At 59.3% G+C, this 12,127-nt stretch carries 11 protein-coding genes; 5 read left to right on the forward strand and 6 right to left on the reverse strand.

Annotated elements, in window-relative coordinates; genetic code table 11:
* Positions 1-1,298: 1,298 nt before the first annotated feature.
* Positions 1,299-1,778: a hypothetical protein gene (locus tag O0J15_RS10570; protein WP_308305619.1), complete on the reverse strand. Its 480-nt coding sequence runs from the start codon at positions 1,776-1,778 to the stop codon at positions 1,299-1,301.
* A gap of 298 nt (positions 1,779-2,076) precedes the next feature.
* On the opposite strand from O0J15_RS10570, the gene O0J15_RS10575 reads away from it, so the two are divergent.
* Both O0J15_RS10575 and O0J15_RS10580 read left to right on the forward strand, forming a co-directional pair.
* Positions 2,077-2,451, forward strand: coding sequence for a nucleotide pyrophosphohydrolase (locus O0J15_RS10575; RefSeq protein WP_308305620.1), 375 nt, complete (start codon positions 2,077-2,079; stop codon positions 2,449-2,451).
* Complete coding sequence (locus tag O0J15_RS10580; protein WP_134735369.1) at positions 2,448-4,331, forward strand: DUF2075 domain-containing protein; 1,884 nt, start codon at positions 2,448-2,450, stop codon at positions 4,329-4,331. Before O0J15_RS10575 ends, O0J15_RS10580 begins: the two co-directional genes overlap by 4 nt.
* Before the next feature lie 67 nt (positions 4,332-4,398).
* On the opposite strand, the gene O0J15_RS10585 is transcribed toward O0J15_RS10580, so the two are convergent.
* Entirely contained in the window at positions 4,399-5,130 is a 732-nt protein-coding gene (locus O0J15_RS10585; RefSeq protein WP_308305621.1) for a hypothetical protein, read from the reverse strand.
* Between the two features lie 98 nt (positions 5,131-5,228).
* The gene (locus O0J15_RS10590) at positions 5,229-6,068 is read right to left on the reverse strand and encodes a type 1 glutamine amidotransferase domain-containing protein (protein ID WP_308305622.1); all 840 of its coding nucleotides are present in this window, start codon (positions 6,066-6,068) and stop codon (positions 5,229-5,231) included.
* A gap of 97 nt (positions 6,069-6,165) precedes the next feature.
* Here O0J15_RS10590 and O0J15_RS10595 point away from each other — a divergent pair, with 97 nt between their 5' ends.
* From O0J15_RS10595 to O0J15_RS10605, 3 genes are all read left to right on the forward strand, one after another.
* A complete protein-coding gene (locus O0J15_RS10595; protein WP_308305623.1) occupies positions 6,166-7,083 on the forward strand; it encodes a LysR family transcriptional regulator in 918 nt (305 codons plus the stop codon).
* 551 nt (positions 7,084-7,634) lie between these two features.
* Complete coding sequence (locus O0J15_RS10600; RefSeq protein WP_308305624.1) at positions 7,635-7,991, forward strand: hypothetical protein; 357 nt, start codon at positions 7,635-7,637, stop codon at positions 7,989-7,991.
* Positions 7,992-8,155: 164 nt separating this feature from the next.
* Positions 8,156-8,278, forward strand: coding sequence for a hypothetical protein (locus O0J15_RS10605; protein ID WP_258009919.1), 123 nt, complete (start codon positions 8,156-8,158; stop codon positions 8,276-8,278).
* A 74-nt stretch (positions 8,279-8,352) separates the two neighbouring features.
* On the opposite strand, the gene O0J15_RS10610 is transcribed toward O0J15_RS10605, so the two are convergent.
* The 3 genes from O0J15_RS10610 to O0J15_RS10620 are packed head-to-tail and all read right to left on the reverse strand — an operon-like array spanning position 8,353 to position 12,048.
* The gene (locus O0J15_RS10610; protein WP_308305625.1) at positions 8,353-10,992 is read right to left on the reverse strand and encodes a hypothetical protein; all 2,640 of its coding nucleotides are present in this window, start codon (positions 10,990-10,992) and stop codon (positions 8,353-8,355) included.
* Complete coding sequence (locus tag O0J15_RS10615) at positions 10,982-11,893, reverse strand: hypothetical protein (protein WP_196757854.1); 912 nt, start codon at positions 11,891-11,893, stop codon at positions 10,982-10,984. Before O0J15_RS10615 ends, O0J15_RS10610 begins: the two co-directional genes overlap by 11 nt.
* The gene (locus O0J15_RS10620) at positions 11,890-12,048 is read right to left on the reverse strand and encodes a hypothetical protein (protein ID WP_155730707.1); all 159 of its coding nucleotides are present in this window, start codon (positions 12,046-12,048) and stop codon (positions 11,890-11,892) included. The genes O0J15_RS10615 and O0J15_RS10620 overlap by 4 nt, the downstream gene beginning before the upstream one ends.
* Between the last annotated feature and the right edge of the window lie 79 nt (positions 12,049-12,127).

A 12,127-nucleotide genomic window follows, 5' to 3' on the forward strand; every position in this document is an offset into this window, starting at 1 on the left:
CCTTGGTCAATCAACGGTTAGAACGCGTTAGGTACCCGCCGAGGGAAGTGTCCAGCGTTCATTCAAAACGGACGGTACACCTCAGAGGGGGCACAGTCGTGGCCTCCTAGCGATACTGTCCGACTCCGACATAGGGCAATGCATCCATGCTTTGCCCGGCGGATCGAAATCGAACAGGTCCGAAAATAGCTTCTGCGGCCGTTCTACTCCCCCCACCTCCAACCGGGCGGAGCGCCTTTCATCCAGCAGATAAAGACAAGGACCAACACTACGGCCCACGTGTAGAGCTGAAACGCGATGGGCTCGCGAAATGGAGAGAACAGAAACGGACCCGCCAGCAGCAGGCCGAATGCGACTGCGTACACAAGCCAGCCCTGCCACGCGCACGGCATCCCCCAACCCCATCCGTACTTTTTCCTGGTAAACCAGTACTTCCTGCTGATCATTGCAATCTTCCTCGATGGCCGCCGGTCTCACGTACCTGATCCAAGCATGCTTTGAGCTGTTCGTGAAGACGTCGGTCCAGAATCAAGTCAGTATCCCCTCTGGTTGTGACGAGAACAGAGCTACGGTCCGTGCGCAGCACGAAGACGTTGCGACCGTTCTGCATGCGGAACTTGCCAAGTTCAACGCCCCCTGTGCTGGTCCCAAGTTGCCGGTGAGGCAGCTTGATCCTTGAAGCATCGGAAGCGTCCTGCCACGAGACACTGGAAAGCGGGAGCTGCAGTCGGACAAACGCTGCTGACCCAATCAGCTGGCCATCTGTAACGGCGATGTACGCTGTCCGCGCTTGATATACGAGGCCAAAGGCAACTACGACAACAACGGCCAGCGCCGAGCCGAGCGCAGTATTCCTGGCTGGCACGCCGCCAGAGCGGGATGCAAACCATATTGTGATCAGAACCACGGCTGCTGCCACGCATATGCCGAGAGGAAGCGCGTAGGCGTGAATCAGGGATACATCCAGCGTCGATCGGCACATCATCAGGAACTACTGCGCAGAGATTGACCGCATGCCATAAACGTAAATCGTCTCGACAATTGTCTCAAATGCGTCTTCGTCACAGGTGACAAGGCCCACGCTTCGCATCGCGCGCAGAAACGAGCGGACCTCGTCCCATGCTACGGGCTTTGCGTGTTCATCGCAGATCACACTTGCACTGCCACGCATGAGAATGCTTCGGCATCAGATACCGCGCAACAAACGCCCATCTCTCATCGATCACATCGGTCGAACATGGGCTGCGCGCTGTGATGCCATTGCAGTGACACTGTTCATACCGAACTTCAAACACGCTCTAGAAGAGGACGCTCGCTCGATCAACGGTCGCCAGCGGGTTGGCCTTCCGCACCGCCTCCAGAAAGAGCAGGAAGTCGCGGTTGAACAGCGACAGGTTGTTGGTGAACGTCACGCACTTTCTACCCGATGCTCTTCTGAAGCACACCTGCCAGACATAGCGCGAATAGATGACGTCGGACGTTCGTGTGACTGAGGTGATCTGCGAGAGCGGAACTGCCGTGGGCACCGGCCCGCGCCGCAGGTAAAAGGACGCCGCATCAAAGAAGTAGTGCTCGCGATCCTCTTTGCCATCCACCATCACCAAGGTCATGGATGTGCCGGAAATCCGGCGAGGCGGACTCAAACGCAGCCCTGATCCCAACGCAGAACGGGCTCTCAGCGTCCTCCGCCGCTGGATGAACCAAATGGTCAACAACGGAAGTGCCGCAAGGGCAATGAAGCCTACAGTCTTCAAAACGGTTTCCAGCGTGCTTGGCACACAGATCTCCTGGATGATCGTTCAGGATGGGCGACGCCCTGCTCGCAGGCCCGGTAGATCCACGCCACGCGTTGGTGCTCTCGCCTTATCACCCCCCACTTCCAATGCTGAGCTTCCATCGGGTGCAGGAAGCCATTGTAGCTGCTGTCTTTCGCCCTACTGACGGTGTTGCGATGCCCCTCTTCTCTGACCAGAGCTGTTCTGCGTCCCGCCGATTCTTCGGATATCACAGCGTCTGTCGCTTACGCCCTGCCGGGATGGGTAGAATTGGCCAACTTGTGTCGTATAAGGCCATGTCATGGATCACCCTCTTGTTGAGGTTCGGGGCGCTGCCCAGGCGCTCAGGGAGTTCGCTGAAGCCCGCGACTGGGCTCAGTTCCACTCCCCCAAGAACCTTGTCATGGCGCTCTCTGGTGAAGTTGGAGAGCTGAACGAAATCTTCCAGTGGATGGCGGAGGCTGACTCCTTCAAGGCAGCGTCCTCTGAAGCCACCGCCAAGGCCGTGCGCGATGAGATCGCCGACGTAGCCTTGTACCTCATCCGACTGTCTGACGTGCTCGGCATCGACTTGAGTGAAGCCGTCAGCAGCAAGCTGGCCACGAACGCCGCCAAGTACCCGGTGGACCTCTCTCGTGGCGTCAGCACCAAGTACAACAAGCTGGCGCAGTCATGATCGTCTATCAGGCGGACAAGGACGCGTTCCTTCGTGACTGCAACAACGAGGAGATCGAGGAGGTCATCCTCGCCAGCTACAAGGCAGCCACGAACACCAGGGTCAGCAGCTCCGAAGTCGTTTCCTGGCGTGATTCGCTGAGATATGTCGCTCGCGCGCTGAATCACCCCTCCATTCCCGGGGACATCGGCGTGGCAGTGGAGTTCATTCTCCCACAATCGCGAAAGCGCATCGATGTTGTCCTGACCGGCCACGCCGCGGACGATTCGCCCCACGTCATCATTGTCGAACTCAAGCAGTGGTCGGTGATCAAGCCTTCCGCTCGTGACGCGATGATCGAGCTACGCCCGGGAGACCTACGCGTCCACCCCAGTTATCAGGCATGGTCCTATTCCACCTTCCTGGAGGGCTTCAATGAAGCCGTCTACGAAGGCAAGCTCCAGCTTCACCCCTGTGCCTACCTGCACAACTATGTGCGGGATGGCGTGATCGACTCGCCACACTACCAGCCTTACATCCAGCGTGCCCCGCTCTTTCTGAAGGGCTCGTCCGACCTTCAGGATCTGCGCACCTTCATTGGTCAGTACACCAGCAAGGGTAACGGTCTCTCGGTGTTGGCCGAACTGGACAGCGGGCGTATCCGCCCCTCCAAGGCACTCGCCGACGAAGTGTATCGGCTCCTGTCAGGGAATAGTGCATTCACCTTGCTGGACGAGCAGAAGCATGTATTCGAGGCAGCCAAGGCAGCATGTGCTCAGGCGCGCGCAGACAGGAAACCCCGTGTTGTCATCGTTGAGGGCGGCCCAGGAACGGGCAAGTCTATCGTCGCCGTGAACCTCCTGGCCACGCTACGCGATGGCCTGAACGTCAAGTACGTCTCGAAGAATGCCGCACCGCGCGCGGTCTACAGTAACGCGCTCGGAAAATCGAAGGATAACGCGCGCCTGCACCACTTCTTCGGCGGTTCCGGGGCGTTCATTGATTCTCCTGAGAACCAGTTCGACGCTCTGATCGTCGACGAAGCGCACCGGCTTACCGAGCAAGGCGGATTCTACGGAAACGAGGGCAAGAACCAGATCATGGAGCTGATCAACGCTGCCCTGTGCAGCGTGTTCTTCATTGATGAAGACCAGCGGGTCACGCTCAAGGATATCGGCACCAAGGAAGCCATCCGGGAATTTGCGATTGCCCGTGGCGCCACCGTGGAGGAGTACGTTCTGTCGTCGCAGTTCCGCTGTGCGGGCTCGGACGGCTACCTGGCATGGTTGGATGACGTGCTGCAGATCCGCCCAACCGCAAACACCACACTGGATGGGATCAGTTACGACTTCCAGATATTTGACGACCCGACTGCGCTGCATGCCGCCATCGAATCAAAGAACGCCGACAACCGCGCGCGCGTCGTAGCCGGCTACTGCTGGCCATGGAACAGCAAGAAGAATATCAAGGAGATGGACATTGTCATCGGCAGCTACCGGCGGCAATGGAACCTGGACAAGGACGGAAGCCTCTGGATCGTCTCCGCAGACTCGATTGACCAGGTGGGTTGCATCCATACCTGCCAAGGGCTGGAAGTCGACTACATCGGGGTGATCATCGGGCCGGACCTGGTCGTGGAAGACGGCGAGCTCAAGACCGTACCTCGCGCGCGGGACCGGCACGACAAGACCATGAAGGGGTTCGTAAAGCTGTCAAAGTCTCACCCCGCCCAGGCCGCCGAACTCGCGGACACCATCATCAGGAATACCTACCGCACCTTGATGACCCGAGGAATGAAGGGCTGCTACGTCTACGCGACCGACCCACAGGTTGCCGCCTACTTCAGGGCCCGGCTGCAGCGACAGGCAGCCGTAGAACAGTCGGTTGAGGTGGAGGCCTAAGCGCTCCACCTGACGGCCATCCCCGGTAGGTCCACGCCACACGGGGGGCTCTCGCCTCAGCGCCCCATCACTTCCAATGATCCGGCCCCAGGAACGGCAGGCTCAACACAAACACCGGAACCGCCACCGGTACCAACGCGGCGCCCAGCACTTTACCGGCCGCCGAACCCACACCCGGCTTGTCCTCCCGCTCCGGCAGGATCCGCTGCGCCCGCGCATTGATCGGCTGTGCCAGCTTCCCCTTCTCCGCCAGTGCCGCAGCCTCCGGCAACTGCACCTGCTCGCCGTCGCCCTCGAACAGCGCGCTGTAATAGCTGCCGCCCTTCCGTGAAAGATTGCAGGCGCGATCAAACGCCAGCGCGTAGCGGGTCCGGTCCATCGGCAGGTAGTAGCGCGCCCGCTCCTCCACGGCCTTGGCCTCGCGCGGGGGGACCTCAATCCGCTCCAGCTTGAACTGCGCGGCCTGTTCCGCCGTCACCTGCTCCGGCCGCAGCAGCAGCGCATAGCTGCCGTGCACCTTGGCCTTGTTGGCCGGGTCGCGCCAGTCTTCATGGAAGTACATCTGCGCGCAGGCCACCGCCTCGCGCAGCGGGCTGTCCATCAGCGCCCGATATTCGCGGAACGGCGCGGCATTGAAGCGCATCGGCGCGTCATAGCGCGGCAGCAGGTACAGCTGTCCGTCTTCGGCCACAAAGGCGCTGGTGACCTCACGGTTCCAGACGTGTTCCTCCGGCCCGCTGGCGCAACCACCCAGCAGGCCAAGGCACAGGGCGGAGAGAATGAAGAAGGACGTTCGCATGTCGTGTTCGAGGGCTTCCCTGGGAAAACGGCCCCGCCCGAAAGGACGAGGCCAGCCCGTCATGGTGCCACGGCACCGCATGCGATGGAGAACCCGGCTTACTTCAGACGCTCCACCAACCGCTGCCCCACCTCCAGCGCCGAAGCCGGGTTCTGCCCGGTAATCAGCTCGCGGTCCACCACCACATGCCCCGTCCACGGCGTGGTGTTGCTACTGAACGTCGCACCCGCTCGCTGCAACGCCGTCTGCGGGTAGAACTTCATCTCGCCACCACCCAGCATCGGCTTGGCCTGCTCTTCTTCCTCGTTGCTGATCACCGTCATCTGGTAGCCGCTGTAGATCCACTTCGGCGCGGCCGGCATCGCACCCGCCTCTAGCGTCGCCACGAAACCATTGGCATCCGGCAGCGTGGACAGCAGCGCGATCGGCCCGTGGCAGACCAGCGCGGTGGTCTTGTTGCGCTGGTGGAAGTCGGCCAGCAGCCGGCCCAGCGCCGGGCTCTTCAGCAGGTCCTGCATCGGCGCGTGGCCACCGGGGATGTAGACCGCATCGAAACGCGCGTAGCCCTGCTGCTCGATGCGCGCCAGGCTGACCACCGGCGAGGCCGTCGGCGAAGTCAGCGCCAGCTTTTCCAGCAGCGCCTTGTGCAGCGTCAGCTGCGCGGCATCGTTGCCGAAGTACGTCGGCGTTACCGAGGACGCATCCACCGTCGGTGCCCGCCCCTGCGGCGTGGCAAAGGTCACCTCGTGGCCCGCGTCCAGCAGCAGCTTGACCGGCTGCATCAGCTCGTTGAGATAGAAGCCGGTGGACAGCACCTTGCCGTCCTTCAGATCCAGGTGGTTTTCGTCGGACAGCACCACCAGCACGTTGGCGGCCTGCGCGCCGCTGGCGGCCAAGGTCAGGGCCAGCGCTGCGGCCAGCCGGGTCATCAAGTTCATGGGGGAGCTCCTATCGGGGAATGGCCGTCACTTTATTCATCGCCCCTGCGGCGATAAATTGGCCCCATCGCAAAACATCTGTTCCCCGGAGAGCTAAATGAGCCGCAAGTTCGACTACCTGGGCGATGTGGAGGTGTTCCTGGCGGTGGTCGAGCACGGCTCGTTCACGGCCGGCGCGGTGGCGCTGTCCACCACGCCCTCGGTGCTGAGCCGCGCGGTCACCCGGCTGGAATCACGGCTGGGCCGGCAGCTGCTGCAGCGGACTACCCGCCGCGTGGGCCTGACCGACGCCGGGCGGCTCTATCTGGAACAGGTGCGCACCGCCTTTGGCCTGCTGGACGACGCCGAGCGCGACGTACTGGCCCAAGACGGTGCGCTGGCCGGCCGCGTGCGCCTGAGCGTGCCCACCACCTATGGCCACTACCGACTGCCGCCCGTGCTGGCGCGCTTTGCGCGGCAGTACCCGCAGGTGCAGGTAGAACTGAACATCACCAACCGCAACGTGGACCTGGTGGCCGAAGGCTTCGACCTGGCCATCCGCCTGGGCCAGCTGCCGGACAGCGGGCTGGTGGGGCGAAAGCTGGAGGACGCCCCGCTGCTGCTGGTGGCGGCGCCGGACTACCTGCAACGCCGCGGCACGCCGCAGACGCTGGACGACCTGCAGCAGCACCTGTGCCTGCCCTTCGTGATGCCGCGAACTGGGCGGCTGGCGCCTTGGGTGTTCCGCGACGAGGGGTGCAACGTGGACTGGCTGCCGCGTTCGTCCATCGAGACCTCCGACGATGTGCTGGGCGTGGTGTCGCTGGCCGCACAGGGCATCGGCATCTGCCAGAGCTATGAGTTCATCGTGCGCGAGCGACTGCAGCGCGGGCAGCTGGTGGAAGTGCTGCCGCAGCTGCGAGGGCGGTCAAGGCCGTTCTCGGTGATCTATGCACCGCATCGGCGGCAGTCGGCGGCAGCGCGGGCGATGATTGAGTTGTTGGTGGGGAATGCGGCTGAGGATCGCGTTGGTTGAAGTTGGGAGGCTCGTTGGCGGTGTCGGGTTTGAACCGCTTTTCGGGCTGTGCGGCTGATCGCGCGCCGTTGCTTGGCGAGGCGGGCTAAGAACTATTGCAAAGCAGGCTATCGCGCTATTCGCTTGTGGCGTAGGCGATTGCGCCACTTTGAATCGCAATCGACACAGCAGTTGCTCGAATGCGTCTGGTGGCGTCGCGCGATGCACGGATGCCGCATGCAACAATAGTTCTTCGCTCTCGGATTCCGCGATTCCTTCGCGAATTTCTATTGGCATTCGGAGCGGCCGCGTAAACACCATGACGTGCCACCGACAACGGGTGGCTCCGGGTCTGCAAACCCGCGATGAGCAACGACTGTTGTTTACGCTTGCCCGTCGGCACCGTCCTTAACCGGTGCCGGCGGGCAATCCGTCGGCCTATCTGGCGGGCGGTGCGTGGGGGTCTTCGGACCCACCGGTCATTCGTTGCTTCATCCCGGTTTGCAGCCACGCATCGTCCGCCACCCCGCTACGCGGTGGCGCTGTTAAGCACAGCCACGGAAGCCGACGCCATGAACGAATCCGACACCTTCTCTTCGTACAGCGTTGTTGAACCCATCAACGACGACACTCCCCTGCCCGATCTGAACTACCTGCTTGGCATCCTCAAGCGCATGCGCGGCTGCGAGGGGGCGGGTGGGCATCCTTGGCCAGAAACCGATGTCTCGCCCGGCCGCCGCGTGAGTCTTGCCAGGAGCGAGCGCGCGATGGTGGGCGCGCTTACGGTGCTGGAGCTATTGCACGCGGCAGACCGCTGCCGGGTGGCAGCGGACCCGGAGCGGCATCTGGATGAGGGAGTTGTGGATGGGTTGTTTCTGGCTTGTAGGGGGTTGGTTGAGTGGGCTTGTCGGGAGGTAAGGCCGGATTGATCCACCTCCCCAAGCAAACTCACGGCAGACTTGGTCAAGCGTCACATCGAACAACATCCGATTCCGGCCAAGACCGGTTGGTCCACCTGAGAACCTCGAGCACCAGTCTGCCCAAGCAGTGTGGTCTCAGGTTGGTCAATCCTCCCTGCGCATCAGGGTCTCAAATGGATTTTTTCTGGACGCGCGCCAACAACTTCCGCCCGGTCTGCAGCGCGGTGGAGCTGGACCGGCAGCACGGCGAGCGTTACAGCGAACTACTTGGACAGCGCGAGCTCAACACCGCCTAGGTGGAGAAAGCAGAAACCCCGTACGCTTGGCGCAACTAAAAATAGCTAATCGGAATGTCGATATAGAAACATGTTCAACCCTCTTCGACTGAACTAATCCCATGATCTGCAATGACCCGCTCGGCCTCCCGATCATAATCTTCAGCAACTTCCCTGAGCGTTACTGCGAACCGCTGAAAGCCGGCATTTTCAACCTCCTCAGCCTTACAGCGATACTCCTCAGCAAGCTCCCTCTCGGGCGCCCCAGTAGGATCAACCCAATGAACCCCGCGCGAGTTGTAGACCGCAGTTCTAAACCCCCTTCTCAATCCATCGTTATCCCTGACATTAAGTTCCGAGGCGACAGAAGCATCTATCCACAGCCCACTAGCGTCAGGGGGAACGCGTATCAACACCTCGCCCACTTGAATCAAAGCCGCATCCAAATGTCCCGACTCTTTGCAAATTTCCCTGGTTTTCGCCAGCCACTGGGAGAAGCAGGACCCTGAGAATGAACCATCGATTTGAGTTCCGGGGGGAGTTTTCCAGTCATGCAAAAGTCGCCAAGCATTTGTAGCAATGGCTTTTGCATCCTCGCCGTGTTCGACAGCGGGTGCATCCTCCCTCTGAGATCGATAAATCAGCCTAACTATTTCACAGAAGAACTCTGGCTCCGTCGCCAACTTGTGCTCGAGGAGCTTGGGCTTTCCGTGGCCAAGAGAACCCAGTAGTGGAAGATAGGCCCACTCGACGCGAAAGAGATCGTCTTCAGAGACCGATTGTTCTGACTGCAAGAATTTGATCAACTCCCCGATATAGTGGGTGTCCATCGAACTGGACTGGCGAGCGGAAGAAATGGCCAGAAGCAATGCCTGGACAACTTGCTCGACGATGATTAGCTGATTTTCATGAAGTGCTTTATAGAGGCACTCGATTGCGGGATGAGGTCGCTCAAATTCGATTAGTTTGGCAACAGCGAACGAGAGATCCTCATCCGACTGGTATGGGTTTGCCAACACCGCCGACCAGTACAAGCCCTCTTCAGATCCAAGCCAGCTAATTACGCGATCCCAGGTGTCCTTGGAGAACGGCAGTTGGCATAAGAACGCGGCCTTCTGATTCAAAGTCCAATTGGATTCGACGACGCCGTCGCACCACTCCCAGCCCATGACGCTGTAACGCCGAAAAATATATGCATCGACCAAATCCCTCAACTTCCCAGTCGAGCGATCCAGAAAGTCGGGCAGGAGATGCTGATCAGTTGCATTACTGGCGATGCCACCCAACGCACGCCCCACATGCCTCGGGGATCGAACTGCTTCGGCAAACCGGAGAACTTCGCAGACGCCACGAACAGTCAAAATCTCTTGAATAGCACTCTCTCTCTTCGCCTCAAGCCTTCTGAACTGCTCCTGCCAATTTCCCGTTTCTTCGTAGAGATCAAAGTCTCTCTCACTAAATAGATACTGGTACAGGTCGAAGGGGTCCTTTGGCGCGAGCGTCTTGGCCGCCTCCTCAATTTGCTCAACCGCGTCACCAGGCATAGCCCATTCAGCATCTGCAAATTTCCGGTGCTTGCTGGTGAAGCTGACGAGAGCGTCCCATATCTCCCTGCGCTGACCCTCTGGCAATCCAACGACGTCATTTGACTTGAGCCTGCTGAGCAGTTCGTCGAAAGACGGGCGCACGAGATCATCGAGCCGAGAGACCAATTGGCTCAGTCTTTCCGGATCCACACCAGCCGTTCGGACCGCAATTTCAGAATACGCGGATACTTGTTCCGAATACTCCTTACGCGAAACACCCTTCTCCCAGTTTTCGGGAATAGACTTTCGCCACTCAGGCCTGTGCGATCCGGAAGACATTTGGTGGTGGCCTGGCAAGAGTTGAAGCAACAGATTCCAGCCGACTTTAGGTTGCTCAGCAAGCACGGCTTGAACTGCAACCTTGCGCTTCTCGATGGAGCCCAGCGTCTGAGGCAACCAAGGTAGCAATATAGTCACAAGCGAATTCGACGGGCGATTTGCCCAGTTGCCTCCGGGATCATGGCTTGCCAGTTCGGCAAGCAGCACTGAAACCCTGACAAGTAATTCTGGGTCCCAAGCCAGCCCCTCCAGCGCCCAAAGCAGGCCAGTTAAGTAATTCCCCCCCGTCATGCCATTCCCTTCCTGAGCAAACAGCTCATCAAAGGGACATGGGTTGAGTTGAAGCGCCGCGTCGACCGCGTCAAGGAAGTCTTTAGGGGCTGCTTCAGCTAGAGACGGCAGCAGGTTATTCAGGCTCCCCCAAATAACCCAGTCTGCATCGGCGAAGATTTCCCTGACAGCCAGAATAGCAACTGCCTCCGCCTTTCCTCGGGAAGCATTGGGGAACGCTTCGGGATTATTGCCAATTAAGGCCAGCCCTTCGGCTAATCCTTTACGGAAGACCGGCGAATAGGACTGTACCTTTCCATAAATGCTCGCTGCGTAGCGTTCACCTATCGCAAGCTCAAATGCGGGATCTCGTTCCTTCAGCACCTTGACAGCCGCGACTCGGAACGCATCAAGGTTCTGATCAAGAATCCGTGGCCCCAAAAGCTGCAACAGCTCGGCTCGACGTGAGACTTTCCACACGCCATCCTTGACCGAAAGAGGGCTATCCGGTCTTTGAAGTACTTCCTTTGCCTTTGGGAGCCATGATTCATAGCTGACCCCAAGAAGGTTGGAAATTTCCTGGGTGTCGCTATTTTTCATTCCATGCCCCTATCAGCAAAGTCATCGCTATATAGCTCGCATCAGGATGGATGGTCCAGTCGGTGATTGATTGACGGGTCTTCGCCGACAGCTCCTTTGGAAATTCAATCGGGGCCCTCTCTTTAAACATCTCCAGCAAGTCTTCAGGAATGCTGCTCTTCGTTATGGTCGCCGCGTGCTTGTTCATCCTCTGAACAAACTCAACTACACGCAGCCATGCCACAGCAGAGAGTTCCTTCTGGTATTGAGCGATATGTGAATGAAGCAGAGACTTCGTCACGCTGCTCTCAATGTCCAAGTCGTACCCGAGCAGGTGGAAATGCCGCAAGAACTGAAAAGTATCCGCATCAGACACAGGCTCACCACTGTTCGCGGCATCAAGGTGATGCCTGATGGCGTCCAGCTTCTCTCCGCACTTGGCAGGGCTAAAGTTCGCCTGATTGACGTGCCGATAGAACTCTTCGGCACTGGCGGTTGCCCGGGCATGTTCGAGTATCCAAGGCACGTTGCTCTGGTCTACGCCACTGAGCGGCCCTGTAATCAATGCAATCGCATCTTTTCCTTGGTTGAACACGGCGGGGTTGCTGTAGTCATCCCACGCCGCCTGCAAAACCTCCCCCAGCAATTTATCGCCCTTGGTAAACGCTATGAAGTGCTTAACCTGCCCAAGCATTTTCCGAGTCACTTTGCTGGATACGTCCTCCGTGGTGATGATCAAGTCGTCGGTTGCGTACCCATCAACTTTGCCTTGAAGTTTTATTTCTACAATCGGCTTAGATGGAAAGCATGGCGCGTAGCCACCAGTTATCATCAAGGTGACGAAGGCGGCTTGCACATGAGCCTCAAACAGGACGCCTCCACCGCCAGTCGAAAACGGATTGCTAAGCTTCTTCCTGCTCATGCCGTCTGCTCAGCAATTCGCATGAAACCCTCCACCCGCAGTTGCCCGAGAATCTGGCGCAGCAGTGGCGTGTCGCGTATAGCGGCGGTGACGGCGGCCTCGGCTGCCTGCCCTAATACGTCCCGGATCCGTCCCTTTGGGAACGGCTTGTTCATCACCAAAGGCGGTGGTCGGATCATAGACAGGCCCCTAATCTGCAGCATTCATATCCAGTTTAGCTCATGACCGCCTTGC

The sequence above is a fragment of the Stenotrophomonas sp. Sm10 genome, from assembly GCF_030985515.1.
GTDB lineage: Bacteria > Pseudomonadota > Gammaproteobacteria > Xanthomonadales > Xanthomonadaceae > Stenotrophomonas > Stenotrophomonas hibiscicola.

What these genes read in the sequence shown, in the direction of transcription:
- O0J15_RS10575 (WP_308305620.1), top strand. Translation starts at nt 2,077, where the DNA reads ATGGATCACCCTCTTGTTGAGGTTCGGGGCGCTGCCCAGGCGCTCAGG.
- O0J15_RS10580 (WP_134735369.1), top strand. Translation starts at nt 2,448, where the DNA reads ATGATCGTCTATCAGGCGGACAAGGACGCGTTCCTTCGTGACTGCAAC.
- O0J15_RS10585 (WP_308305621.1), bottom strand. Translation starts at nt 5,130, where the DNA reads ATGCGAACGTCCTTCTTCATTCTCTCCGCCCTGTGCCTTGGCCTGCTG.
- O0J15_RS10590 (WP_308305622.1), bottom strand. Translation starts at nt 6,068, where the DNA reads ATGAACTTGATGACCCGGCTGGCCGCAGCGCTGGCCCTGACCTTGGCC.
- O0J15_RS10595 (WP_308305623.1), top strand. Translation starts at nt 6,166, where the DNA reads ATGAGCCGCAAGTTCGACTACCTGGGCGATGTGGAGGTGTTCCTGGCG.
- O0J15_RS10600 (WP_308305624.1), top strand. Translation starts at nt 7,635, where the DNA reads ATGAACGAATCCGACACCTTCTCTTCGTACAGCGTTGTTGAACCCATC.
- O0J15_RS10605 (WP_258009919.1), top strand. Translation starts at nt 8,156, where the DNA reads ATGGATTTTTTCTGGACGCGCGCCAACAACTTCCGCCCGGTCTGCAGC.
- O0J15_RS10610 (WP_308305625.1), bottom strand. Translation starts at nt 10,992, where the DNA reads ATGAAAAATAGCGACACCCAGGAAATTTCCAACCTTCTTGGGGTCAGC.
- O0J15_RS10615 (WP_196757854.1), bottom strand. Translation starts at nt 11,893, where the DNA reads ATGAGCAGGAAGAAGCTTAGCAATCCGTTTTCGACTGGCGGTGGAGGC.
- O0J15_RS10620 (WP_155730707.1), bottom strand. Translation starts at nt 12,048, where the DNA reads ATGAACAAGCCGTTCCCAAAGGGACGGATCCGGGACGTATTAGGGCAG.